This is a genomic window from Sphingopyxis sp. (assembly GCF_016463645.1).
GTDB lineage: Bacteria > Pseudomonadota > Alphaproteobacteria > Sphingomonadales > Sphingomonadaceae > Sphingopyxis.
Window position 1 is genome coordinate 19,292 of the sequence record NZ_JAEMQX010000018.1, and the last position, 22,694, is coordinate 41,985.

Genomic DNA, 22,694 nt, shown 5'->3' on the forward strand with positions numbered 1-22,694 from the left:
CATGATCATGCGCCTCTCTGCCGTCATCGCGGGCGCGCTCGCCATCGTCGCGATCCCCGCCTGTGCGTGGGAAGTGATCCGCCTTTCGTCGGATCCGGTTCCCGCGACCTCGAAGGAAGTGCGCGAAACCGGGCCCTTTGGCACGATCGTGCGCAACGTGTCCGATGCGACGCTCACCCCCTATGTGGCCGACAAGCCCAACGGCACCGCAGTGATCATCGCGCCCGGCGGCGGCTTTCACATGCTGTCGATCGACAATGAGGGTGAAGCGGTCGCGAAGTGGCTGAACAGCCAGGGTGTCACGGCCTTCGTGCTCAAATATCGCCTGCTCGAAACCGGCGCCGACTTTCCGATCCAGATGATGCGCTATCTCTCCAATCTTCCCGCGCTGCGCACTGCGGTTGAGCCACTGCGCCCGCTCGCGACTGCCGACGGTGAGAATGCGGTGAAGTGGGTGCGGACGAACGCCGCCCGTTACGGCATCAAATCGAACCGTGTCGGGCTGATGGGCTTTTCGGCGGGCGGCGCGGTGACGGTGTGGACGCTGACGGCGAACAAGCCTGCGAGCCGACCCGACTTCGCGATAGCCATCTACCCCGGCCTGCTGCCCTACACGATCGCGGTGCCGAAGAAGGCGCCGCCGCTGTTCGTCGCGGTGGCAGAGGACGACAAGTTGGCGCACGACGACAGCGTGCGCCTCGCCGCCGCTTGGGAAAAGGCAGGGGCGAGCACGCGGATCGTCACCTATGAAAACGGAGGCCATGGTTTCGGCATGAAGAAGAGCGGCAAGGCGAGCGACGCATGGACCGAGGCGATGGCGACATGGCTGCGCAGCCAGGGACTCGTCGGCAAATGAGGACCGCATCGTTCCTCCTGCTCGCCGGTGGGACGCTGCTCGCCGCGTGCACCGCGAACGAGCCCGCGCCGACACCCGCATCTTCCGGCCAAAAGGTCGGCGGCTGCGAAGCGTTGGCCGGCATGGCGCTGAAGGACGGCAAGATCAATGCCGCGACCTCGCTCGCGGGTGGCGCAATGGTCGATCTGGAGGCAGGCAAGCCCGGTCTGCCGGCACCTGCCGCCTTCTGCCGTGTGCAGGCGACGCTGTCGCCGGTGCCGGGATCGTCGATCAAGGTCGAGGTATGGCTGCCCGAACACGCGGGCTGGAATGGCAAGCTGCTCGGTGCGGGCAACGGCGGCTTCGGCGCGAACATGCTGCTGCCGTCGCTCTTGATGCGCGGTGCGGTGCAAAAGGGCTATGCCGCGGTCGGCACCGATATGGGGCATTTCGGCGAAGCCGATGTCGACGCGAGCTGGGCGCTGGGCGCGCCCGAAAAGATCCGCGACTATGGCTGGCGCGCCAATCATGTCGGCGCCGAAACCGCCAAGCAGGTGATCGCGGCCTATTATGAAGGCCCGCTTGCGGCGAGCTATTTCCACGGCTGTTCGGATGGCGGCCGGCAAGCGCTCACCCTCGCGCAGCGTTTCCCGGGCGACTATGACGCGATCATCGCAGGTGCGCCCGCGATGCCTTGGACGCGGATGGCGAGCGCCTTTGCGAACAATGCCGTCGTGGCGGGCAAGCCCGGCGGCGATTTGTCGATGGCAAAGCTGAAGCTGCTCCAATCGGCGTCGCTCGGTCAGTGTGACAGCCTCGACGGCGTCAAGGATGGCGTGATCGATGATCCGCGCGCCTGCCATTTCGACCCCGCGAAGCTTGCGTGCAAGGGCGGTGAGGGCGCGGACTGCCTGACTCCGGGCGAAGTCGCTACCGCGAAGCTCTTCTACGAAGGGCCGAAGACCGCCGACGGCAAAGGCTTCTACCCCGGATTCGCTCCCGGCGCTGAGGCCGAGGCGGGCACCTGGTCGCAGTGGCTGACCGGCAAGACGTCGCAGCATGTGAAATTCGGCACCGCCTTCTTTCGTTATTTTGTCCACGCCAATCCCGACTGGCAGCTCTCGGATTTCAATCTCGACCGCGACTATGCGCTGGCAAAGGCGCGTGTCGGCGGTGATCTCGATGCCGACCGGACCGACCTTGCCGCCTTCTACAAGCGCGGGGGCAAGCTTATCCTCTATCATGGCTGGAACGATGCCGGAATCCCGGCGCAGAACACCGTCGATTATTACGAGCGTCTCGTCGCGGCGAACCCGAAGGCTGCGTCCACCTCGGTCCGCTTGTTCATGGTTCCCGGCATGTCGCACTGCCTTGCCGGACCGGGGCCCAACAATTTCGACCCGCTGACGCCGCTCGACGGCTGGCGGCAGGGCGGGCCGGCGCCCGAGCGGATCATCGCGACGAAATATGACAACGACCTGTTCGCCTATATCGGCCTGCCTGCAAAGTCCGGACGGACGCGCCCCCTCTGCTCCTTCCCCAAGGTCGCGAAATGGGACGGCAAGGGCTCGACCGACGATGCCGCGAGCTTCGCGTGCGAGGCGCCCGGTAAATGACAAGCCACGTCAAAGGGGCGATCGAACCGCCGCTGATCGAACATACGATCGGCGATGCGCTTGCGCTCGCTGCCGATCGCTGGGGTGAACGCGACGCGCTGGTTTCGGTCGGGCAGGGCATCCGCTGGAATTTTGCCGAACTGCTCGAACGATCCGACGCCTTAGCGGCCGGGCTGCTCGCACTCGGACTGAACCCGGGCGACCGGATCGGCATCTGGGCGCCGAACTGCGTCGAATGGACGCTGACCCAGTTCGCCGCTGCGCGCGCGGGGCTGATCCTCGTCACGATCAACCCCGCCTATCGATTGTCCGAGGTCGAATATACGGTCAACAAGGTCGGGCTGTCGGCGCTCGTCGCCGCGACCAGTTTCAAGACCAGCGACTATCCCGCAATGATCGAGGAGCTCGCGCCCGAGATAGTACAGAGCGCGCCGGGCGGGCTTCGCGTCGCAAGGTTACCGACGCTGCGCTCGCTGATCCTGATCGGCAGAGCCCGCCCGGGCTGGTTGGCGTTTGACGATGTGGAGGACCATGCGACCGACGCCGATCGCCAGCGCCTCGCCGCGATCGGCCCGACACTCGACCCGAACGACGCGATCAACATCCAGTTCACCAGTGGCACCACAGGCCTGCCGAAAGGCGCGACGCTCAGCCATCGCAATATCCTCAACAACGGTTATTTCGTCGGCCGCACGCAGGGGCTGACCGAGGACGACCGCATCTGCATCCCGGTGCCGCTCTATCATTGCTTCGGCATGGTGATGGGCAATCTGGCGAGCATCACCCACGGCGCGGTGATGATCTATCCGTCCGAAGGCTTCGATCCCGAAGCGGTGCTGCGTGCGGTCGCGGCGGAGCGTTGCACCGCGCTCTACGGCGTGCCGACGATGTTCATCGCGGTGCTCGCGCATCCCGAGTTCGACAAGTTCGATGTCTCCTCGCTGCGCACCGGCTGCATGGCGGGCGCGATCTGTCCCGAGCCGCTGATGCGGCAGGTGGTCGACCGGCTGAACATGCGCGACGTGACGATCGCCTATGGCATGACCGAAACCAGCCCGGTCAGTTTCCAGACCGCGCCCGATGACCCCTTCGAACGCCGTGTCGGCTCGATCGGCCGCGTCCAGCCGCACCTCGAATGCAAGATCGTGGATATCGAGGGTAATATCGTGCCTGTGGGCGAGCCCGGCGAACTTTGCACGCGCGGCTATTCGGTGATGATCGGCTATTGGGACGAACCGCAGCGTACGGCGGAATCGGTCGACGAGGACGGCTGGATGCACTCGGGCGATCTCGCGACGATCGATGCCGAGGGGTATGGCAATATCGTCGGTCGCCTCAAGGATATGGTGATCCGCGGCGGCGAGAATATCTACCCGCGCGAGGTCGAGGATTATCTCTATCGCCACCCCGCGGTCGAGGATGTCGCGGTCGTCGGCATCCCCGACGAGCGGATGGGCGAGGAGCTTTGCGCGTGGGTGCGGCTGAAGCCCGGCGCGAGCGCCGATGCCGAAGCGATCCGCGAATTCTGCCGCGGCCAGATCGCCCACTATAAAGTCCCGCGCTACGTGCGTATCGTCGGTGAATTCCCCACGACGGTGACGGGGAAAGTTCAGAAATATCTGATCAGAGAAGCGATGGTCGCCGATCTCGAAAAGGAAGAAGCAAAATGAAAACTGCCATGTTTGTTGCAGCGCTGATGGCCGCCGCTCCCGCTTCCGCCCAGGACACCGCCGCGCCGGCACCCGCACAGCCCGCACCGGCGGCCGACGCTGCGCCGGCAAGCGATGCGAAGTTCAATCTCGACACCCCGCTGCAGGACATCGTTGCCGATGAAAAGGGGAAGGCGGTGATCGAAAAGCATTTCCCCGGCATGATCGCGCTTCCCGAATATGAGATGTTCAAGGCGATCAGCCTGACGCAGCTCCAGCCCTATTCGAACGGCAAGATCACTGACGAGATGCTGGCCGCGACGGCCAAGGATCTGGCGGAGATCAAGTAATGAAGAGCCGGACGGCCTATCTGGCGGCAAGCATGCTGTCCTCCATGGTAGCCCTGTCCGGCGCCCAGGCCCAGGAAATGATCTACAAGGACAAAGCGGCGCCGATCGAGGCGCGGGTCGACGACCTGATGGGGCGGCTGACGCTCGACGAGAAGATCCTGCTGCTCGCGGGCGAAAGCTCGATGACGCTGAACGCGATCGAACGGCTTGGCATCCCGTCGATCCGCATGACCGACGGGCCGACAGGCGTGCGCTCGCCCGAGGGCAAGCCTGCGACCGTCTTTCCTGTCGGCGTCGCGATGGCGGCGACGTGGAACCCGGATCTCGCAGCCGAGGTCGGCGCGGCGATCGGCAAGGAAACGCTCGCGCACGGCGCCGACGTGCTGCTTGCGCCGACGGTCAATATCGTCCGCACCCCCCGCTGGGGCCGGAATTTCGAAACCTATTCGGAAGACCCTTATCTGGCGGGCCAGATCGGACTCGGCTATGTGAAGGGCGCGCAGGGGGGCGGCATCGGTGTCTCGCTCAAGCATTTCGCAGCGAACAATCAGGAAACCAACCGCTTCATCGTCGACTCCGTGGTCGATCCGCGCACGCTGCGCGAAATCTATCTTCCGGCGTTCGAAACGGTGATCAAGGAGGGTGACCCCTGGTCGGTAATGGCGTCGTACAACAAGATCAACGGCACGCATGCGGCCGAGAACCGCTGGCTGCTCACCGACCTGCTCAAGGGTGAATGGGGTTACAAGGGGTTCGTCGTGTCCGACTGGGGCGCGGTCCATTCGACCGCGACGACGGTCAACGCCGGCATGGATCTCGAAATGCCGGGGCCGCCGAACCATTTCGGGCCCAAGCTCAGGAAAGCGGTCGACGAAGGCAAGGTTACGATGGCGCAGATCGACGATAATGCCCGCCGCATGGTGCGGCTGATCGTGCGCAGCGGCGCGATCGAACGCGGCGTCGCGCGTCCGGTCGCCGACGAAATGCCGCGCAACGCCGCGCTCGCGCAGAGCGCAGCCGAGGAAGCGATCGTGTTGCTCAAGAACAGCGGCGTCCTGCCGCTCCCGTCGTCGATCAAGTCGCTCGCGGTGATCGGCCCCAACGCTGATGTCGTGCGTATCCAGGGCGGCGGCAGCTCGGCGGTGGTGCCGTTCGAGACGAGCACGCCGCTTGCCGCGCTCAAGGCGGCGTTGCCGGGGGTGAAGATCGTTTATGCGCGCGGCGTCGACAATGAGGAGACGCCGCCGGGCGCCAATCCGAAACTGTTCAGCCCGGGGGCCGATCGCGGCGTGACCGGCCTCGCCGCCACCTACTACGCCAATGCCGATATGAGCGGCGAGCCGGTGAAGCGCGAAACCGCAAAGAGCTTCCTCAAGCGGATCAGCGGCAATATCGCCGGACCGCAGGTCACCGGCTATTCGGCGTTTCGCTGGGAGGGGCTGTTCTGGCCCGACAAGAGCGGCACCTATGATTTCAGCACGCGCGGCACGGGCAATGCGACGATCACGCTCGACGGCAAGACCGTGCTGTCGAAGGAAAGCGCGTCGAAGCCCGATATCCGCGATGTGCTCGGTTTTCCGATCCCGCGGCGCACCGTGTCGGTCGAACTCGAGGCGGGGCGCAGCTACCCGATCCGGCTCGACTATGTGAACGGTCAGACGCCGTACGAATATCTGAGCTTCGGCATTCGGGAGCCGTTGCCGTCATTCGAAGAGGCGGTCGCGGCAGCGCGTGGCGCCGACGCTGCGGTCGTGTTCGTCGGGTCGTCTTCAACGACCGAGGGCGAGGGGTACGATCGCACCTCGCTCGACCTGCCGGGCGACCAGAACAAGCTCGTCGAGGCGGTCATTGCCGCCAATCCGAAGACCGCGATCGTCGTGAACGCGGGCGCGGCGATGACGATGCCCTGGACCGACAAGGCACCCGCGATCGTCGACATGTGGCTGCCCGGCGAAGGCGGCGCCGCTGCGCTCGCCAACATACTGACCGGCAAGGTCAACCCGTCTGGCAAGCTTCCGGTGACCTTCCCGGCGCGGACCGAGGACGACACGGTCAACCTCAAGGGTGCCAGGACGCCCTATTCCGAAGGATTGCTGGTCGGCTACCGCGGCTATGTCGCGAAAGGCGTGAAACCGCTTTTCGCCTTCGGTCACGGCCTCAGCTACACGCATTTCGCCTATTCGGCGCTGTCGGCGCCCGCGCGGATCCGGGCCGATGACGCCGTTGCGGCGAAGATAACGCTCCGCAACGAGGGCAGGCGAGCGGGCAAGGAGGTCGTGCAGCTTTACGTCGCTGCCGTGACCCCCGGCGAGGGCGACGCTCCGGTCGCACTGCGCGGTTTTGCCAAGGTCGATCTCGCGCCCGGTGCGCGCCGGACGGTATCGGTAACGCTCGATCCGCGGGCCTTTTCCCGCTTCGATGCCGAACAAGGGAAGTGGCGCGTCGTCCCGGGCCGCTACCGGATTCTCGCCGGATCCTCGTCGGCCGATATTCGCCAACAGCGCGAGATCGAGGTGATGGCGGAATGAGCGATGGTGCCGGCTACAGGATTCGAACCCGTGGCCCCCTGATTACAAATCAGGTGCTCTACCAACTGAGCTAAGCCGGCCCTTGGCGCCCCTTAGCATTTTTCAGCCGGATGGAAATATCCGGCGACAGGAAAATGCACCGGATGACAGATTTCAAACGATGCCGAAGGTCCAGCCTTCGGTTTTCGCGAGGGAGTCGGTGAGCGGCGCTGGCGACCAGGCCGCGCTACCGTCGGCGACGGCGCGCAACCATGCCGCGGCGAGCAGCGCATCGCTCGCATGATCGCTTACCGGTCCGGTCATGCCCGCTGGCGGCGAGCCCAGAGCCGCCAGCGCTCTGTCGAGCAGCGCGCCGTCGCGTATCTTGCTCCGCCCCGGCGGCAGGCCCGCCGCCCGCGCCGCGAGGCTGGTATAGATTTCAACGAGGACCGGGCCCGATGCGGGCAAGGGATCGAGCGGCCATAGCGGCATGCGGCGATGCAGGCGGTGGAGCAGCCGCATGCCCGACAGGCTGGCCTTGCCGACCTGCGCCGCGCCGACGAGGTTGAAATTGCTGACGCTGGCGGCCTGCCTCGTCGCGCGTTGATATTGTTCGACGATTCGCAAGCGTCCGGCGCCGGTTTCGAACAGGTCGCCGACCGAGCCGGGCTGGCGGAAATGCCGCCGCGCTTCTGTATGGGTCAGAAATCCCGTCGCCTCATAATGCGGATCGTCCCCGGCCAGCCGTTCGACGAGCGCCCACAGCGCCGCCATGTCGGGCGGGCTGTCGCTCCACTCCGGAAAATAGGCGTCACGGTCGGTGAAGGCAAAGGCCGCCGAAAAGTCGAAGCCGATCAGCATGTCTTCGCCCGCGGCCGCTACGCCTTCCAGCCAGGACAGCATTTCGGCGCGCGACCAGACATGTCCCGGCCGCACCAACGCCGGTGCCGCCGCCCCGCTCGCGACCGCCAGCGCAATCCCGCGCTGTCGTTCGCCGCGGGCGCCCGACCAGTCGAGGGCGGCGAAATGGGTGAAGCGACGCATCGATGCGCCTTAGCGCATGCATGTCGTCTTGCACAAAGCCTTGCTCCGCCCCACATGCAACCCATGCTGATCGAAACCGAATCGACGCCCAATCCCGCGACGCTCAAATTCCTGCCCGGCCGGGCGGTGATGGAGACGGGAACCCGCGACTTTGCCAGCCCCGAAGAGGCAGAGGCATCGCCACTCGCCAGTGCGCTTTTCTCGCTCGGCGACGTGACGGGCGTCTTTTTCGGACGCGAATTCGTGTCGGTGACGATCGCGCCCGGCGCCGAATGGGCCGATGTGAAGCCCGACGTGCTCGGCATCGTGATGGATCATTTCCTCGCCGACGTACCGCTGTTCAACGCTGCGAGCGCGGGCTTTTCGGTTCCCGCCGAGGATGAGGGCTTCGCCGACGACCCCGCCGACGCCGATATCGTCGAGCAGATCAAGGAACTGATCGAAACGCGGGTGCGCCCCGCGGTCGCCAACGACGGCGGCGACATCGTCTATCGGGGTTTCGACAAGGGCAATGTGTATCTGAAGATGCAGGGCGCCTGCGCCGGTTGCCCCTCCTCGACCGCGACCTTGAAGAATGGCATCGAGTCCCTCTTGAAACATTATGTTCCCGAGGTAACGGCAGTTCACGCCGTCTGACCAGTCCAATTCAGGAGATGCCCCATGAGCGAGCCGCTTTCCGACAGCGCTCTCGACCAGCTGTTTCGTACCGCGCGCACCTATAACGGCTATCTCGACAAAGCCGTCTCCGAAGCCCAGCTCCAAGCGATCTGGGATCTGGTGAAATTCGGTCCGACCAGCGCGAACAGCCTGCCGGCAAGGATCGTCTGGTGCGTTTCGGACGAGGCGAAGGCAAAGCTCGCGGCGTTCGCGCTGCCCGCCAACGCCGAAAAGATCCTCGCGGCACCGGTCACCGCGATCATCGCGGCCGACAACCAGTTCTTCGAACATCTTCCCGAACTGTTCCCGCACACCGATGCGCGCAGTTGGTTCGTCGGCAACGACGCGCTCGCCGCGACGACGGCTTTCCGCAATTCGAGCCTGCAGGGCGCCTATTTCATCCTCGCCGCGCGCGCGCTCGGTCTCGATACCGGGCCGATGTCGGGCTTCAACAACGCCGCGGTCGATGAGGCTTTCTTTGCCGACCAGCCGCATGTGAAGAGCAATTTCATCTCCACCCTCGGCTATGGTGACCCGGCGACGATCTTCGAGCGCAGCCCGCGTCCCGACTTCGCCCGCTTCAACCGTATCGCCTGAGCGAACCGTCACTCATATGCGGCATCTGGTGATCGATTCGGCGAGCGAAGCCTGTTCGGTGGCGTTGCTTGATGCCGGTGCAATCGTCGATTATCGCCACGAGGTCATCGGACGCGGGCACGCCGAACGCCTCGTTCCGCTGATCGCCGAACTCGCGGACGGAGGCCGTGCCGATCTGATCGTCGCGGGATGCGGCCCCGGCAGCTTTGCGGGCGTGCGCATCGGTGTCGCCGCGGCGCGCGCGCTGGCGCTTGGCTGGCAGGTACCGGTCCATGGCTTTTCGACGCTTGCCCTCGTGGCCGCGACCCTGGCCGACGAGATCGCGGCCGCGAACGGTGCGCTGGTCGTGATGGAGGGCGGCCACGGCCAATGGTTCGTCCAGCCCTTCGCCGCCGACCTGACACCACGCGGAGATGTGCGCTCGCTCCTGCCCGATGACGCGGTCGGGCTCGCCGACGATCTGGTGGTCGGCAATCGCGCGGAGCCCTTTGTTGCGCGTCGCGGTTCGGGGCGCGCGATCGCGACATTGCCCGATGCGCGCGCCTTCGGGCGGCTGCCGCCTTCGGCGCTGATCGATCGGCCGGCGCCGATCTATGGCCGCGCGCCCGACGCCAGGCCGATGGCGCCGACATGACGGGCGAGATCCGCCTTGCCACCGCCCGCGTGTCCGATCTTGCCGCGGTGATGCGCGTCATGGATGCCGCTTTCGACCCCGCTTATGGGGAGGCGTGGAGCGGCGCGCAGCTTCTGACCCTGTTCGCGCTCCCGTCGGCACGCGTTTGTCTGGCGTGGGATGGCGACGAAGCCTGTGGCTTTTCGGCGGCGCGGATCGCTGGTCCCGAAAGCGAATTGCTGCTGCTTGCGGTCGATCCGCAATTTCGCGGCCGCGGTATTGGCGCATTACTGATCGATGACTGGCGTGTCTGGGCCGGCGGTCAGGGCGCCGAAGACTATTTCCTCGAAATGCGCGCCGACAACGACGCGATTCATTTATACGAGCGCGCGGGTTTCGCTGAGTGCGGCCGACGTTCGGCCTACTATCGCGGCAGCGATGGCGTGGTTCGCGATGCGATTACGATGCGGCAATCGGATACTACGTAGAATCGCCTCTGATCGGTCATTGCAGAATTGCATCCAGAGTGGCAGAAATCGCCCCGGCGAAAGAAAAAATCCAATATTTGCCATTCCTTCTTCTGGGTAATATATATCAAGGAATAGTCTCATGTCCGATCAAGCCGATACCAACGAGATGCTTGTTACGCTGACGGCCGACATCGTTGCTGCCCATGTCAGCAATAACAGCGTCGCCATTTCAGACCTCTCCATTTTGATCAATAATGTGCACGCCGCCTTGTCGGGCCTCGGTACCGAACCGGTCGTCGAGGAAAAGCTGGTGCCGGCGGTGTCGATCCGCACCTCCGTCAAGCCCGACTATATTGTCTGCCTTGAGGACGGCAAAAAGCTGAAGATGCTGCGCCGCCACCTGATGACGCATTATGGCATGACCCCCGACGACTATCGCGCGAAATGGGGTCTTCCCGCCGACTATCCGATGGTCGCGCCCAACTATGCCGAAAAGCGCCGCGCGCTGGCGAAGGAAATCGGCCTCGGCACCAAGGGCCGTGGCGGCGGGCGCAAGCGCAAGGCCAAGGCCTGACCCGTGCGATAAATCGCTCCATCGGGAGCAGGGAAGGGCGGCGTCGTAGGGGTGCCGCCCTTGTCCTATCTGCAGGGCATGCTTATACAGTTTGAAGAACAGAAATCCGACTGCATCTTGCAGGAAAGGCCCGCATGTCCGGTAATATCGATCTTGAAGCCCTGTGCCACGAAAAGGGGCTGCGCATCACCGAGCAGCGTCGCATCATCGCGCGCGTCATTTCGGATTCGGAGGATCATCCCGACGTCGAGACGCTCTATGAACGCGCGTCGAAGCTCGACAGCGGCATTTCGATCGCCACCGTCTATCGCACCGTGCGTCTTTTCGAAGAGGCGGGGATTCTCGATCGCCACGATTTCGGCGACGGCCGCTCGCGCTATGAAGCCGCACCCGAGGCGCATCACGACCACTTGATCGACGTCGAAACGGGCAAGGTGATCGAATTCGTCGATCCCGAACTCGAAGCGTTGCAGAAGGTGATCGCCGAACGGCTGGGCTTCCGCCTCGTCGACCACCGCATGGAGCTTTATGGTGTCGCCATCGATCGCAAGCGCGACTGATCGCAGTTCGATTACCTGGCGGACGGCCGCCCGTCTCGCCCTGATGGTGCTGACGCTTCTTTTCCTGATCGTCCCGCATCTCCTTTACCGCGCGGTCGGCCGTCCGTCGCCGATGGTCATGGCTTTCCTCAACGCCGTAGGCTGGATTGCGGGCCTCCGCGTCCGCACGACGGGGACGCGGCTTCGGCGCAATGTGCTCTTCGTGTCGAACCATGTCAGTTGGCTCGACATACTTGCCTTGGGCGGTGCGGCGCGCTCGGCCTTTGTGTCGAAGGCCGAAGTCGGCACCACCCCGTTCGTCGGCTGGCTCGCCGACCAGAATCACACCGTCTATGTTCAGCGCGAAGCGCGGCGCGAGATCCACAATCAGGCGAACGACCTCCGCAACGCGCTTGCGCGCGGTCGCCCTGTGACGCTGTTCCCCGAAGGAACAACCGGTCCCGGCGACGGCTTGCTGCCTTTCCGCGCCTCGCTGTTTCAGGCGGTGATCCCGACGCCCCCGAACCTTCGCGTCCAGCCCGTCTTCCTCGATTATGGCGCCGAGGCGAACGACATCGCGTGGCTCGATCCCGAATCCGGGCTCGACAATTTCAAGCGGCTGCTCGCGCGCAAGCGTCCGATCCATCTGACGATCAATTATCTCGACCCGCTGCCCGATGTTGTCGAAGGCGACCGCAAGCTGCTCGCCGAGGCGGCGCGCGCCGCGATTGCGGCGGAAATCGCGCGGTCTTCCGCCGGCGCGCCGCATCGCCTATAGCGCGCCGATGAAATCCGACTCTCCCCAAAATCCTCCGAAGACCTTCCACGTCAAATCCTTCGGCTGCCAGATGAATGTCTATGACGGCGAGCGCATGGCCGAGATGCTCGGCGCGCAAGGCTATGTCGCGGCGGCGGATGGCGCGGACGCCGATCTTGTCGTGCTCAACACCTGCCACATCCGCGAAAAGGCGGCCGAGAAAGTCTATTCTGATATCGGCCGGCTGAAGCGCGAGGACGGCAGCACGCCGACCATCGCCGTTGCGGGTTGCGTCGCGCAGGCCGAAGGCGCCGAGATTGCGCGCCGGGCACCGTCGGTCGATGTCGTCGTCGGCCCGCAGGCCTATCATCGCTTGCCCGACCTGATCGCGCGCGCCGAGAAGGGCGAGAAGGCGATCGATCTCGACATGCCGCTCGAGAGCAAGTTCGGCGCGCTGCCCAAGCGTGCGGGCGGCCAGCGTCCGACCGCTTTCCTGACCGTGCAGGAAGGCTGCGACAAATTCTGCACCTATTGCGTCGTCCCGTATACGCGCGGGGCAGAGATCAGCCGGCCTTTCGCCGACCTGATCGCCGAGGCGCGCTCGCTGGTCGCAGGCGGGGTGCGGGAAATCACCCTGCTCGGCCAGAACGTCAATGCGTGGGTTGGCGAGGACGACAAGGGCCGGACGATCGGGCTCGACGGCCTGATCCGCGAACTCGCGAAAGAGGATGGGCTCGAACGCATTCGTTACACGACCAGCCACCCGAACGACATGACCGACGGGCTGATCGCGGCGCATGGCGAGGTCGAAAAGCTCATGCCTTTCCTCCACCTGCCGGTGCAGGCGGGCAGCGACCGCATCCTTGCCGCGATGAACCGCAGCCACAGCGTTGACAGTTATCTGAAGGTCATCGAGCGCGTCCGCGCCGCACGTCCCGATATCGCGATCTCGGGGGACTTCATCGTCGGCTTCCCCGGCGAAAGCGAAGAGGATTTTCGGGGAACGCTCGATATCGTCCGCGCGACCAATTATGCGATGGCGTACAGTTTCAAATATTCACGCCGCCCCGGCACGCCTGCGGCAACGATGATCGATCAGATCGGCGAAACTGAAATGAACGACCGCCTCCAGCGGCTGCAGGCACTGCTCAACAGGCAGCAGCAGGCATTCAACGAAGCGACCGTCGGTCGCACGACCCGCCTGCTCCTCGAGCGCAAGGGCAAGCATGATGGCCAGTTGATCGGCAAGTCGCCTTGGCTCCAGTCGGCTCATGTCATCGCGCCGGGGGTCCGGATCGGCGATATGATCGATGTCCGTATCGTTTCCGCCGGTGCCAACAGCGTCGGCGCCGAACTGCTGGTGGAAGAGGTCGCCTAGTGCCGCGGTGGAAGCTGTCTCCACGAAGACACACTCCGCCTCCTTCCGTCGCATTCCGAATCTGCAAGCGATGGACTCCCGTCCTCGCGGGAGTACAGTCATCATACCGATCGAAGGAGCCTTGCCCACGTGTCCAAACGCCCGCTGACCGCCTCCACTCCCGCCGAACCTGGCGACCGCGTCCGACTGACGGCGGAATTCGAGCGAACGCAGCTTTTGGGCATCCTCTTCGGCGAGTTCGACCGTAACCTCGTCGCGATCGAGAACCGCCTCGGCGTCTATATCTCGGCGCGCGGCAACCGCGTGCAGATCGAGGGCGAGGCCGAAGCCGCGGCGCGCGCGCGCGACGTGCTCACCGACCTTTATGACCGCATCGAAAAGGGGCAGGAGGTCGACGCCGGCATGGTCGACGGGGTGATCGCGATGTCGGCGCAGCCGACGCTCGCCGGCATCATCCGCCACGACACCGACGAAGCGCCGGCGGTGATGATCCGCACGCGCAAGAAAACGATCGTGCCGCGCGCCCCGTCGCAGGTTCCCTATATGCAGGCGCTCGCGCGCGACGACGTGATCTTCGCGCTCGGTCCCGCAGGCACCGGCAAAACCTATCTCGCGGTCGCGCAGGCGGTCGCGCAGCTTATCACCGGCAGCGTCCAGCGCCTGATCCTGTCGCGCCCCGCGGTCGAGGCGGGCGAGAAACTGGGCTTCCTGCCCGGCGACATGAAGGAAAAGGTCGACCCCTATCTGCGCCCGCTCTACGACGCGCTGCACGACTGCCTGCCTGCCGAACAGGTCGAGCGCCGTATCGCGAGCGGCGAGATCGAGATCGCGCCGCTTGCCTTCATGCGCGGGCGTACGCTCGCCGATGCCTTCATCATCCTCGACGAGGCGCAGAACACGACGATCCCGCAGATGAAGATGTTCCTGACGCGCTTCGGCATGAACAGCCGCATGGTCATCTGCGGCGACCCCAAGCAGGTCGACCTGCCGGTGCCCGCGACCTCGGGTCTCGCCGACGCGGTCGCGCGGCTTGAGGGACTCGAAGGCATCAACGTCAGCCGCTTCACCAGCGCCGACGTCGTCCGCCATCCGATCGTTGGCCGGATCGTTGAGGCCTACGAAGGACCGGGATCCTAGGCTTCCGCCCAAATCCGTCATTGCGCGCGTAGCGAAGCAATCCAGGGCGACCCGTTGCGCTCTGAATTGCTTCGCTACGCGCGCAATGACAAAAACCTCCCCCTTTTTTACGCGAACGATTCTCAATAGCATATTGACCCCCTGATTTTGCGCGCCTAGAGCGACGCTATTGCGAGTTAGTCGCAAAATAATCAGGGGAAGCAAATTGAATAGCCATCGTTCGTCGTCGACCATCCGCCTCGCCGCAGGCAGCGCGCTGGGCCTCGCGCTCGCCGTGACTGTCGCGCCGGCCTTCGCGCAGGACAATGACGGTGAATATTGGGTCCAGCGCAAGAACCAGATTGTCGTCACCGCGACGCGAACTGCGGTGAAGGCCGAGGACGTTCCTGTCACCGTCACCGTCAAGACCGGCGAGCAGATCGCCGACGAACTCGTCACCGACATCCGCGACCTTGTCCGCTTCGAACCCGGCGTCAGCGTCCAGCGCCAGCCCGCGCGCTTCGGCGCCGCGCTCGGCGCGACCGGCCGCGCGGGCAACGACAGCTTCAATATCCGCGGCATCGGCGGCAACCGCGTGCTGATCCAGATCGACGGCGTGCGCGTTCCCGATGGCTTCAGCTTCGGTGCGCAGGCATCGGGTCGCGGCGACTATGTCGACCTCGGCCTCGTCAAGTCGGTCGAGATCCTGCGCGGTCCTTCGTCGGCGCTTTATGGCAGCGACGGCCTCGCCGGCGCGGTCAGCTTCATCACCTCCGATCCTGTCGATTTCCTCGAATCCGGCAAGAATCTCGGCGGTCTCCTCCGCGCCGGCTACAGCAGCGCGGACGAGGAATTCAGCGAAACCGCGATCCTTGCTGGCCGCAGCGGCGACTGGTCGGTGATGGCCGCCTATACGCGCCGCGATTACAAGGAACTCGAAAATCAGGGCAGCCTCGGCACCGCGAACGGCATCGGCCCATCGCGGACGCTTGCCAATCCACAGGACGGCCGCTCGGATGCCGCCCTTGCGCGCATCGTCTATGATCCTGCAAACGGCCACAAGCTCCGCCTGACCGGCGAATATCTCGACACCCGCCTCTACACCAACGGCCTCAGCGGCCTCGGGCCGAACGGTCTTGGTGCGACCGTGGATCGCCTCGAAGGCTTCGACACCGGTGAACGCAAGCGCGTGTCGCTCGACTGGAGCTGGGAAGGCGAGGGGGCGATCGATTTCGCGCGCGTCGCGCTCTATTGGCAGGACGGCGAAGACCGGCAATATACCGAGGAAGACCGCTCGCCGTCGGTGGATCGCACGCGTCTCAACACCTTCGAAAACCGAGTCTTCGGTGCCTCGGCCGATGCGCGCGCCGATTTTGCCACGGGCGCGATCACCCATCGCCTCGTCTTCGGCGGCGATATCAGCAAGACGCGTCAGCGCGGGTTGCGCGGCGGCACCATACCGCCCGCTGGCGAGACCTATCCGACGCGCGCCTTCCCGAGCACGGACTTCACCCGCGCCGGCCTGTTCGTCGGCGACGAGATCGCGGTCGCCGACGGTCGCCTGCTGCTTTACCCGGCGCTGCGCTTCGACTGGTTCGACCTGTCGCCCGATAACGACCCGCTGCTGCCGAGCTTCCAGGGCGCGAAGCAGGACGGTTCGCGCGTGTCGCCCAAGTTCGGCGCGGTGTGGAAAGTGACCGACGAAGTGCGCCTGTTCGCCAACTATGCAACCGGCTTCAAGGCGCCCGAACCGGGGCAGGTGAACCAGTTCTTCGAGAATCTGACGTCGCCCTTCTTCTCGTATCGGACGCTCCCCAATCCGGACCTCGGTCCCGAGCGCAGCGAGAGCTTCGAAGGCGGCGTGCGCTTCTCCAACGACGCGATCAGCCTGGACGTCACGGCCTTCTCGGCGCGCTACAAGGATTTCATCAGCCAGGAAGAGGTCGGCGGCAGCGGCTCGAGTGCCGACCCCATTCTCTATCAATTCGTGAATCTCGATCGCGTCCGGGTCAAAGGGGCCGAGGCGCGGTTCGAGGGGCGAGCGTCGTCCGGCCTGTATACGACGCTCGCCCTATCCTATGCGAAGGGCGACGTGATCGATCCCCACGGCGTGCGCTCGCCGCTGGAATCGATCGATCCGCTCAAGGTGGTCGCTGGCATCGGTTATCGCGAGCGCGAAGGGCGCTTCGGCGGCCAGTTCGTCATGACGCACGCCGGCCGCAAGGAAGCATCGCGCACGACGGGGCTCTGCACGCCCGAATGCTTCCGTCCCGACAGCTTCACCATTCTCGATGCGACCGCCTTCGTGCGCGTGCTGGACTCGCTGACGCTCCGCGCCGGCGTCTTCAATATCCTCGACAAGAAATACAGCTGGTGGAGCGACGTGCGTGGTCTCGCGATGGCGGGCACGGCTGCAGCGCCCACGGTCCCGGCAAGCGTCGACGCATATACCCAGCCCGGCCGCAACGCGAGCGTGTCGCTGAGCTTCCGCTTCTGATCAAAACCGAAGGACTGCATTGATGAAACCCTACCGCAAGATCGCCGCCGCGCTGCTGTTGCTCACCGCCGCGCTGCCCGTCGTCGCCTCGGCCCACCCGCCGATCGCCGCCGAGGCCGCCGCAGCCAATTTCGAACGGGATCGCGCCGACATCCTCACTATGGCGGGCAATTACCGCGTCAGCTTCAACATGCAGGAATCGACGCGCTGGGACCCGACCTACGACGTGCTCGAGCCCAAGCGTTCGGGCGGCAACGAGGTCGTGCGCGTGATCGAGGATACCGGCCGCAAGATCAGCTTGCAGCACATGCTCGTGATCACTGGCGACGACGACAAGAGCATGATCATCAAGCATTGGCGGCAGGATTGGGAATATGAACCTGCCAAGGTTCTGGTCTATTCCGACCGCAACGCCTGGACGTGGGAAGATGTGCCCGAGCGCATGCGCACCGGTCGCTGGTCACAGACGGTGTATCAGGTCGACGACAGCCCGCGCTACGGTGGCTGGGGCCAGTTCGAAACGCAGGGCGGCGTCCGCCGCTGGCGCTCGAACTGGACGTGGCGCCCCCTCGCGCGCCGCGATGCGGTCCGCAATCCGGTGTACGACCGTTACCTCTCGATCAACCGTCACCAGCCCTCGCCCGACGGCTGGGTCCACTGGCAGGACAACACGAAGATGGGGATGAAGGACCGCAAGCTGGTGCCGGTCGTCCAGGAATATGTCCTCAACACCTATATCAAATACGATCAGTATGACGTGAAGGCGGCCGACGATTATTGGGCCGCGACGAGGGACTATTGGGCCGCCGTGCGCGCCGAATGGGACCGCGTCGCGCAGGCCAAGGGCGGCATCGCGATCGACGAAAAGGCCGACACCGGCACCGTGATCAGCGGCCGCCTGCTCGAAATCGCCGACGAGGTTCAGGAAAAGAAGCTGACCACTGCGAAAGCCGTTACCGAGGCCAAGAAGCTGATCGAGATGAACACGCGGAAGCCGTGAAGACCTTCACCGTGTGAAGCCCGCACCTGGGGACGGTCCGCAAGGGCCGCCGCCCGTTTTTTGCGCTGCGCTGCTTGGTGTCGCGAGCCGAACTGCTGAAGCAATCAGCCGTCATCCTTCGTCGATCTGAAAATTGCATCCGGTTTGTGACCTCGGCACAATTCGTAATCGGATGCGTTGAAAGGCTGAAATCGTGATGGCCAGCCGGGCAGGCACTCGAAATTAGCCTCGTCCGGTCCAGCAGCGATTGCGAGAGAAAGCGCGTGAATACGTGCTTCCCCGATCAGGCAATTGATTTCGCCTTCAGACGTAGAATCTAAAGGGACTAGCGAAGAACCCGCATAGTCTGGCAGCGCGCTGATCGTCGTGAACTCATCGATCCCGCAATGCCGGATCAATTTGACACTCACCGGTCCGTCTTCGGCCTTGTAATCCGGCCCGAGAATATGATCGAAATTATCGTCCGCAATTCGCAAATACAGGCGCTCAGGCTCCTTCCCGAACCACATAGTTGCGACGGCTACGCTTGAAAGAGCCATAACGACGCCAATGAGCGCGCCGAGAAGGGGCCGTCCCACCCCTATTTCTTTGCCCCATCGACGCTCCAAATCCCCGCGCCGCGTGTCGCGATGAACAGGAAGATGAAGCAATAGAGCGCGATCGTCTCGCCGCCGTTGATGATCGGGTACAGCCCCTTGCTGCCGTGCATCATCCAATAGCCTACCGCCGCCATGCCGCTGGCGACGAAGGCCGCGGGGCGCGTGAACAGGCCGAGGACGATCAGGGCGCCGGCAACGAGTTCGATGATCCCTGCGGCATGGAGCATCGGGTTCAGCGGCATCGGGAAGGCGACCGGGAAACTGAAGAATTTCTGCACGCCATGCGCGAGGAACAGCAGCCCCGCGACGACGCGCAACAGCGCATAGGCCTGTTCGCCGAAACCACCCAGAAACTTCATCGCCGTTCCCCTTCTGACCAAAGACGGCGGGATGCTAATGCAGCTTGGCGGGGCCGCAAAGCGCATTGTCGGAAACCATGCGTTTCCAAAGCTTTGGGTGTGGAGCCGCAAAATGAATGGCCGCCCCACGCAAATTTTTCGCGAACGATGTCACATCGGGCGCGCCTGTCTCGTCATGTCAGTACACCCCCGTGAAGGAGACACGATATGTCCAAGGTTACCGACCCCTATGCCGCCGCCCCGCAGGTGATGAAGCAGTGGATGGCGGCTTCGATCGCCGCGCAGAACAGCCTCGAGCCGAGCCTGATCGAACTGGTGAAGATCCGCTCGTCGATCCTCAACGGCTGCGCCAACTGTATCAACATGCACACGGTCGAGGCCCGCGCGAAGGGCGAGAGCGAACAGCGCATCTACCTGCTCGCGGCGTGGCGTGAAGCTCCGGTCTTCACTGATCGCGAACGCGCTGCGCTGGCGTGGACCGACGCCTTGACCACGCTGTCCGGAGGGCACACACAGAAGGATGCCAAAGACGCGCTCGAAGCGCATTTCACGCCGGAGGAACAGGTGAACCTGACCGTGATGATCAATGTGATCAATGGCTGGAACCGGATCGCGGTCGGCTTCGGCCTCTGGTACGAAAACGGCGTTCCCAAGGCAGCCTGATGACGCCCGAAAGCATCCGGAGCGCGGTCGATGCGGCGGAGGCCGCGGCGAGTTTCGACCCGCTGCGTCCGCTGCTCACCCGCGTCGCCTATCGCATGCTCGGCTCGGTCGCCGATGCCGAGGATGTGGTGCAGGATGCCTATATCCGCTGGCTCGGCACCGACCGCAGTGCGGTGCGCGAGCCCGCGGCCTTCCTTCGCCGCACCGTGACGCGGCTCTGCCTCGACCAGATCAAGTTGGCGCGCAACACGCGCGAGACCTATATCGGCCCCTGGCTGCCCGATCCGCTGGTCGAGGAAGAGGAAGACGACGACGTCACCCTGCCGCTGATGCTCGCACTCGAACGGCTGTCGCCCCTCGAACGCGCCGCGTTTCTGCTTCACGATGTCTTCGGCGTCGGGTTCGAGGAAGTCGCGAAGACGATCGATCGCGACCCTGCCGCGACGCGCCAGCTCGCGGCGCGCGCGCGTACCCATGTCCGCGACGCGCGGCCGCGCTACAAGCTCGAGAAGGAGCAGGGGCTGGAAATCGCCAATGCGTTTTTCGAGGCATCGCGGAGCGGCGACATGGGCGCACTCGGCGCGCTGCTCGCCGCCGATGTCGGCATGTGGGCCGACGGCGGCGGCAAGCGCCCCGCCGCGACGGGGCCGATTCTCGGCCACGACATCGTGCTGAAACTGCATCGCAGCCTTGCGGTGCTGTTCGGAAAATATGGCTCGACGCTTGTCCACACCGGCATGATCAACGGTTTGCCGGGCTTCGTCACGCGTGAGGCCGACGGCGAGCTGCAGACGACGGCGCTCGATATCGAGGACGGACGGATCACCGGAATCTATGTAATGCGCAATCCCGACAAGCTCAGGCATGTGCATTGATCGGAATTTCCTGGATATATAGCTGAATTATCTTCTGAAATATTACCCGATATAATCAATTTTCTGCGCGAAGTTTTTCGTGATACGGTCGGCTGTTGTTTCGAGTTCACCTTCGGGGAAAAGGGGAATTTGTGATGGACCAGCCGTTCAGACTCGCCGTGATCGTTGCTGCCGGTTTTTCGCTCACCAGCTTTACGCCGCTACCCGGCTTTTCCGTCGCCGCGCTCGACGCGCTCGACCCCAGCCGGCTGGCGGGCCTCGCCTGCGGCGTGCGCCGTGCCGGTTCGACCCTCGCCAACGACCTGTTCATCGCTTCGGCGATGGCCGCGCCGGCGAGCGAGGGGCGGTCGATTCCGCTTTTCCCGGACCTCGCATCGTCGCCCTTTCCGGTATCGGCACGCGATGTGCTGGCGAAACGCTATTTCAGCCAAGGCCTGCTGCTGACCTATGGCTTCAACCACGCCGGCGCGGTCCGCTCGTTTCGTGAGGCACAGCGCCGCGATCCGGACTGCGCGGCGTGCTGGTGGGGCGAGGCCGTGGCACTCGGGCCGAACATCAACGCCCCGATGGACGATCGCGACCATGCGGCGGCGCTCGACGCGATGGATCGCGCGATGGCGCTGCGCGCCGGCGCGACGCCGATGGAGCGCGCGCTGATCGAGGCGGTCGCGCAGCGCTATTCGCGCGACCCGGCGGCGGATCGCGCTGCACTCGACGCCGCCTATGCCGACGCGATGCTCGATGTCGCGCGCCGCTTTCCGGGCGACGACGATGTGGCGGTACTCGCGGCCGAAGCGGCGATGGACACGAGTCCGTGGAATTATTGGGAGACCGACAAGCGCACGCCGGTGGGGCGCAGCGGCGAGGCGGTTCGGCTCATCGAGGTCGTGCTCGGCCGCAACCCGGACCATGTCCAGGCGAACCATCTTTACATCCACCTCATGGAATCGGCCGATCCCGAGCGCGCCGAGGCCGCAGCGGACCGGCTCGCGAGTCCGCGCGCGCCGAGCGCGGCGCACCTCGTCCACATGCCTGGCCATATCTACCAACTGCGTGGACGCCACGCCGATTCTATCCGCGTGAACATTGCCGCGGCGCGTGCGGACGAGGTTTTCATTCGCGATGCGGGCGACAACAGCCTCGTGCGCTACGGCTATTATCCGCACAATATCCATTTCATCGTGACCTCGGCGCAGATGGCGGGCGACATGCCGACCGCCGTCCGCGAAGCGCAGCGTCTCCGGACCGTGCTCGACCCGGCTACCTCGTCGCGGATCGCGTGGATACAGGCGATCGACGCCGCGCCCTTTCTCGCGATGGCGCAATTTGCCGAACCAAAGGCGATCCTCGCCATGCCCGCGCCCGACGCGCGGCTCGCCTATCCGACCGCGATGCGCCACTATGCCCGCGCCATCGCCTATGCGCAGCAGCGCAACCGGGCGGGTTTCGACCGCGAAATGGCGGCAATGGAGACGATCCGCGGTTCCGACGCGATGAAGGCGATGATCGATCAGGGGGTTCCTGCGGCGGACCTCGTGCTGCTGGCCGAGCAGGTCGCGCGCGGCCGCCTTGCTTTTGCACGCGGCCGCCATGAGGAAGCGATCGGCTTCTATCGCAAGGCGATCGAGATCGAAGGGGGGCTTCCCTATCAGGAGCCGACCTATTGGTATTATCCGGTCAAGCAGTCGCTCGGCGCCGCGCTTTTTCAGGCAAAGCGTTACGGTGAGGCGAGCGAGGCCTTCCGCGGAGCTCTGGCGCAGGCGCCGAATAACGGCTGGGCGCTCTATGGGCTGAAGCGCAGCGAAGCCGCGCAGGGACACAAGCTCGAAGCCGCGGCGGCGGACCGGGCATTGGCGAAGGCGTGGCTCGGCGACCCACGCTGGCTGCGCATGGACCGACTATAGCCGGCCGATCCGAAATTTTCGCTGTCCTACGATGCTGCGCCGCGATAGCGTTGTGGCATGTGCATTTCGATGACCGTACCAGTCGCTTTAGTGCG

The 22,694-nt window shown here is 64.6% G+C and carries 22 protein-coding genes and 1 tRNA gene; 19 read left to right on the forward strand and 4 right to left on the reverse strand.

All coding sequences use genetic code 11. The features are described 5' to 3' along the window. The first annotated feature begins 7 nt into the window (after positions 1 to 7). Genes JHC57_RS06420 through JHC57_RS06440 form a run of 5 tightly spaced genes read left to right on the forward strand, consistent with a single transcriptional unit; the run spans position 8 to position 6,978 of the window. Positions 8 to 856 carry an alpha/beta hydrolase gene (locus JHC57_RS06420; RefSeq protein WP_294029178.1) on the forward strand — a complete coding sequence of 283 codons (849 nt, stop codon included), beginning with the start codon at positions 8 to 10 and terminating at the stop codon, positions 854 to 856. Continuing rightward, complete coding sequence (locus JHC57_RS06425; RefSeq protein WP_294029179.1) at positions 853 to 2,451, forward strand: tannase/feruloyl esterase family alpha/beta hydrolase; 1,599 nt, start codon at positions 853 to 855, stop codon at positions 2,449 to 2,451. The genes JHC57_RS06420 and JHC57_RS06425 overlap by 4 nt, the downstream gene beginning before the upstream one ends. Then, positions 2,448 to 4,121, forward strand: coding sequence for an AMP-binding protein (locus JHC57_RS06430; RefSeq protein WP_294029180.1), 1,674 nt, complete (start codon positions 2,448 to 2,450; stop codon positions 4,119 to 4,121). Before JHC57_RS06425 ends, JHC57_RS06430 begins: the two co-directional genes overlap by 4 nt. Further along, positions 4,118 to 4,450: a hypothetical protein gene (locus JHC57_RS06435; RefSeq protein ID WP_294029181.1), complete on the forward strand. Its 333-nt coding sequence runs from the start codon at positions 4,118 to 4,120 to the stop codon at positions 4,448 to 4,450. The genes JHC57_RS06430 and JHC57_RS06435 overlap by 4 nt, the downstream gene beginning before the upstream one ends. After that, positions 4,450 to 6,978, forward strand: a complete 2,529-nt coding sequence (locus tag JHC57_RS06440; RefSeq protein WP_294029182.1) for a glycoside hydrolase family 3 C-terminal domain-containing protein — start codon at positions 4,450 to 4,452, stop codon at positions 6,976 to 6,978. The genes JHC57_RS06435 and JHC57_RS06440 overlap by 1 nt, the downstream gene beginning before the upstream one ends. A 4-nt stretch (positions 6,979 to 6,982) precedes the next feature. Here the strand turns inward: JHC57_RS06440 and JHC57_RS06445 are convergent. Then, positions 6,983 to 7,058: transfer RNA gene (locus JHC57_RS06445), tRNA-Thr, on the reverse strand. A gap of 73 nt (positions 7,059 to 7,131) precedes the next feature. Further along, positions 7,132 to 8,001 carry a hypothetical protein gene (locus JHC57_RS06450; protein WP_294029183.1) on the reverse strand — a complete coding sequence of 290 codons (870 nt, stop codon included), beginning with the start codon at positions 7,999 to 8,001 and terminating at the stop codon, positions 7,132 to 7,134. 63 nt (positions 8,002 to 8,064) lie between these two features. Between JHC57_RS06450 and JHC57_RS06455 the strand changes: the two genes are divergently transcribed. The 11 genes from JHC57_RS06455 to JHC57_RS06505 all read left to right on the forward strand — a co-directional run bounded on the left by JHC57_RS06455 (position 8,065) and on the right by JHC57_RS06505 (position 18,199). After that, positions 8,065 to 8,637 (forward strand): NifU family protein, encoded by a 573-nt coding sequence (locus JHC57_RS06455; protein WP_294029184.1) that lies wholly within the window; start codon positions 8,065 to 8,067, stop codon positions 8,635 to 8,637. A gap of 24 nt (positions 8,638 to 8,661) precedes the next feature. Beyond that, on the forward strand, positions 8,662 to 9,255 hold the full coding sequence (locus tag JHC57_RS06460; RefSeq protein ID WP_294029185.1) for a malonic semialdehyde reductase: 594 nt from the start codon (positions 8,662 to 8,664) through the stop codon (positions 9,253 to 9,255). Positions 9,256 to 9,271: 16 nt separating this feature from the next. After that, the gene (tsaB, locus tag JHC57_RS06465; protein ID WP_294029186.1) at positions 9,272 to 9,889 is read left to right on the forward strand and encodes a tRNA (adenosine(37)-N6)-threonylcarbamoyltransferase complex dimerization subunit type 1 TsaB; all 618 of its coding nucleotides are present in this window, start codon (positions 9,272 to 9,274) and stop codon (positions 9,887 to 9,889) included. Beyond that, the gene (locus JHC57_RS06470) at positions 9,886 to 10,356 is read left to right on the forward strand and encodes a GNAT family N-acetyltransferase (protein WP_294029187.1); all 471 of its coding nucleotides are present in this window, start codon (positions 9,886 to 9,888) and stop codon (positions 10,354 to 10,356) included. Before tsaB ends, JHC57_RS06470 begins: the two co-directional genes overlap by 4 nt. Positions 10,357 to 10,477: 121 nt before the next feature. Then, positions 10,478 to 10,912 carry a MucR family transcriptional regulator gene (locus JHC57_RS06475; protein WP_294029188.1) on the forward strand — a complete coding sequence of 145 codons (435 nt, stop codon included), beginning with the start codon at positions 10,478 to 10,480 and terminating at the stop codon, positions 10,910 to 10,912. A gap of 134 nt (positions 10,913 to 11,046) precedes the next feature. Then, positions 11,047 to 11,472: a Fur family transcriptional regulator gene (locus JHC57_RS06480; RefSeq protein ID WP_039575806.1), complete on the forward strand. Its 426-nt coding sequence runs from the start codon at positions 11,047 to 11,049 to the stop codon at positions 11,470 to 11,472. Further along, complete coding sequence (locus JHC57_RS06485) at positions 11,441 to 12,229, forward strand: 1-acyl-sn-glycerol-3-phosphate acyltransferase (protein ID WP_294029189.1); 789 nt, start codon at positions 11,441 to 11,443, stop codon at positions 12,227 to 12,229. Before JHC57_RS06480 ends, JHC57_RS06485 begins: the two co-directional genes overlap by 32 nt. A gap of 7 nt (positions 12,230 to 12,236) precedes the next feature. Then, positions 12,237 to 13,586, forward strand: coding sequence for a tRNA (N6-isopentenyl adenosine(37)-C2)-methylthiotransferase MiaB (gene miaB, locus JHC57_RS06490; protein WP_294029190.1), 1,350 nt, complete (start codon positions 12,237 to 12,239; stop codon positions 13,584 to 13,586). 129 nt (positions 13,587 to 13,715) lie between these two features. Next, entirely contained in the window at positions 13,716 to 14,723 is a 1,008-nt protein-coding gene (locus tag JHC57_RS06495) for a PhoH family protein (RefSeq protein ID WP_294029191.1), read from the forward strand. A 205-nt stretch (positions 14,724 to 14,928) separates the two neighbouring features. Beyond that, positions 14,929 to 17,199 carry a TonB-dependent hemoglobin/transferrin/lactoferrin family receptor gene (locus JHC57_RS06500; protein ID WP_294029192.1) on the forward strand — a complete coding sequence of 757 codons (2,271 nt, stop codon included), beginning with the start codon at positions 14,929 to 14,931 and terminating at the stop codon, positions 17,197 to 17,199. A gap of 22 nt (positions 17,200 to 17,221) precedes the next feature. Next, positions 17,222 to 18,199, forward strand: a complete 978-nt coding sequence (locus JHC57_RS06505) for a DUF6607 family protein (RefSeq protein WP_294029193.1) — start codon at positions 17,222 to 17,224, stop codon at positions 18,197 to 18,199. 104 nt (positions 18,200 to 18,303) lie between these two features. On the opposite strand, the gene JHC57_RS06510 is transcribed toward JHC57_RS06505, so the two are convergent. Together JHC57_RS06510 and JHC57_RS06515 are read right to left on the reverse strand one after the other, a co-directional pair. Further along, entirely contained in the window at positions 18,304 to 18,777 is a 474-nt protein-coding gene (locus JHC57_RS06510) for a hypothetical protein (RefSeq protein ID WP_294029194.1), read from the reverse strand. Between the two features lie 2 nt (positions 18,778 to 18,779). Then, complete coding sequence (locus tag JHC57_RS06515) at positions 18,780 to 19,157, reverse strand: DoxX family protein (RefSeq protein WP_294029195.1); 378 nt, start codon at positions 19,155 to 19,157, stop codon at positions 18,780 to 18,782. Positions 19,158 to 19,364: 207 nt separating this feature from the next. Between JHC57_RS06515 and JHC57_RS06520 the strand changes: the two genes are divergently transcribed. From JHC57_RS06520 to JHC57_RS06530, 3 genes are all read left to right on the forward strand, one after another. After that, the gene (locus JHC57_RS06520) at positions 19,365 to 19,820 is read left to right on the forward strand and encodes a carboxymuconolactone decarboxylase family protein (RefSeq protein WP_294029196.1); all 456 of its coding nucleotides are present in this window, start codon (positions 19,365 to 19,367) and stop codon (positions 19,818 to 19,820) included. Next, positions 19,820 to 20,695: a sigma-70 family RNA polymerase sigma factor gene (locus JHC57_RS06525; protein WP_294029197.1), complete on the forward strand. Its 876-nt coding sequence runs from the start codon at positions 19,820 to 19,822 to the stop codon at positions 20,693 to 20,695. The genes JHC57_RS06520 and JHC57_RS06525 overlap by 1 nt, the downstream gene beginning before the upstream one ends. Before the next feature lie 134 nt (positions 20,696 to 20,829). After that, positions 20,830 to 22,599: a tetratricopeptide repeat protein gene (locus tag JHC57_RS06530; RefSeq protein ID WP_294029198.1), complete on the forward strand. Its 1,770-nt coding sequence runs from the start codon at positions 20,830 to 20,832 to the stop codon at positions 22,597 to 22,599. Positions 22,600 to 22,694: the final 95 nt, after the last annotated feature.

What these genes read in the sequence shown, in the direction of transcription:
- JHC57_RS06480 (WP_039575806.1), top strand. Translation starts at nt 11,047, where the DNA reads ATGTCCGGTAATATCGATCTTGAAGCCCTGTGCCACGAAAAGGGGCTG.
- JHC57_RS06420 (WP_294029178.1), top strand. Translation starts at nt 8, where the DNA reads ATGCGCCTCTCTGCCGTCATCGCGGGCGCGCTCGCCATCGTCGCGATC.
- JHC57_RS06425 (WP_294029179.1), top strand. Translation starts at nt 853, where the DNA reads ATGAGGACCGCATCGTTCCTCCTGCTCGCCGGTGGGACGCTGCTCGCC.
- JHC57_RS06470 (WP_294029187.1), top strand. Translation starts at nt 9,886, where the DNA reads ATGACGGGCGAGATCCGCCTTGCCACCGCCCGCGTGTCCGATCTTGCC.
- JHC57_RS06505 (WP_294029193.1), top strand. Translation starts at nt 17,222, where the DNA reads ATGAAACCCTACCGCAAGATCGCCGCCGCGCTGCTGTTGCTCACCGCC.
- JHC57_RS06450 (WP_294029183.1), bottom strand. Translation starts at nt 8,001, where the DNA reads ATGCGTCGCTTCACCCATTTCGCCGCCCTCGACTGGTCGGGCGCCCGC.
- JHC57_RS06530 (WP_294029198.1), top strand. Translation starts at nt 20,830, where the DNA reads ATGGACCAGCCGTTCAGACTCGCCGTGATCGTTGCTGCCGGTTTTTCG.
- JHC57_RS06460 (WP_294029185.1), top strand. Translation starts at nt 8,662, where the DNA reads ATGAGCGAGCCGCTTTCCGACAGCGCTCTCGACCAGCTGTTTCGTACC.
- JHC57_RS06430 (WP_294029180.1), top strand. Translation starts at nt 2,448, where the DNA reads ATGACAAGCCACGTCAAAGGGGCGATCGAACCGCCGCTGATCGAACAT.
- JHC57_RS06515 (WP_294029195.1), bottom strand. Translation starts at nt 19,157, where the DNA reads ATGAAGTTTCTGGGTGGTTTCGGCGAACAGGCCTATGCGCTGTTGCGC.
- JHC57_RS06435 (WP_294029181.1), top strand. Translation starts at nt 4,118, where the DNA reads ATGAAAACTGCCATGTTTGTTGCAGCGCTGATGGCCGCCGCTCCCGCT.
- miaB (WP_294029190.1), top strand. Translation starts at nt 12,237, where the DNA reads ATGAAATCCGACTCTCCCCAAAATCCTCCGAAGACCTTCCACGTCAAA.
- JHC57_RS06520 (WP_294029196.1), top strand. Translation starts at nt 19,365, where the DNA reads ATGTCCAAGGTTACCGACCCCTATGCCGCCGCCCCGCAGGTGATGAAG.
- JHC57_RS06455 (WP_294029184.1), top strand. Translation starts at nt 8,065, where the DNA reads ATGCTGATCGAAACCGAATCGACGCCCAATCCCGCGACGCTCAAATTC.
- JHC57_RS06475 (WP_294029188.1), top strand. Translation starts at nt 10,478, where the DNA reads ATGTCCGATCAAGCCGATACCAACGAGATGCTTGTTACGCTGACGGCC.
- JHC57_RS06485 (WP_294029189.1), top strand. Translation starts at nt 11,441, where the DNA reads ATGGTGTCGCCATCGATCGCAAGCGCGACTGATCGCAGTTCGATTACC.
- JHC57_RS06525 (WP_294029197.1), top strand. Translation starts at nt 19,820, where the DNA reads ATGACGCCCGAAAGCATCCGGAGCGCGGTCGATGCGGCGGAGGCCGCG.
- tsaB (WP_294029186.1), top strand. Translation starts at nt 9,272, where the DNA reads ATGCGGCATCTGGTGATCGATTCGGCGAGCGAAGCCTGTTCGGTGGCG.
- JHC57_RS06440 (WP_294029182.1), top strand. Translation starts at nt 4,450, where the DNA reads ATGAAGAGCCGGACGGCCTATCTGGCGGCAAGCATGCTGTCCTCCATG.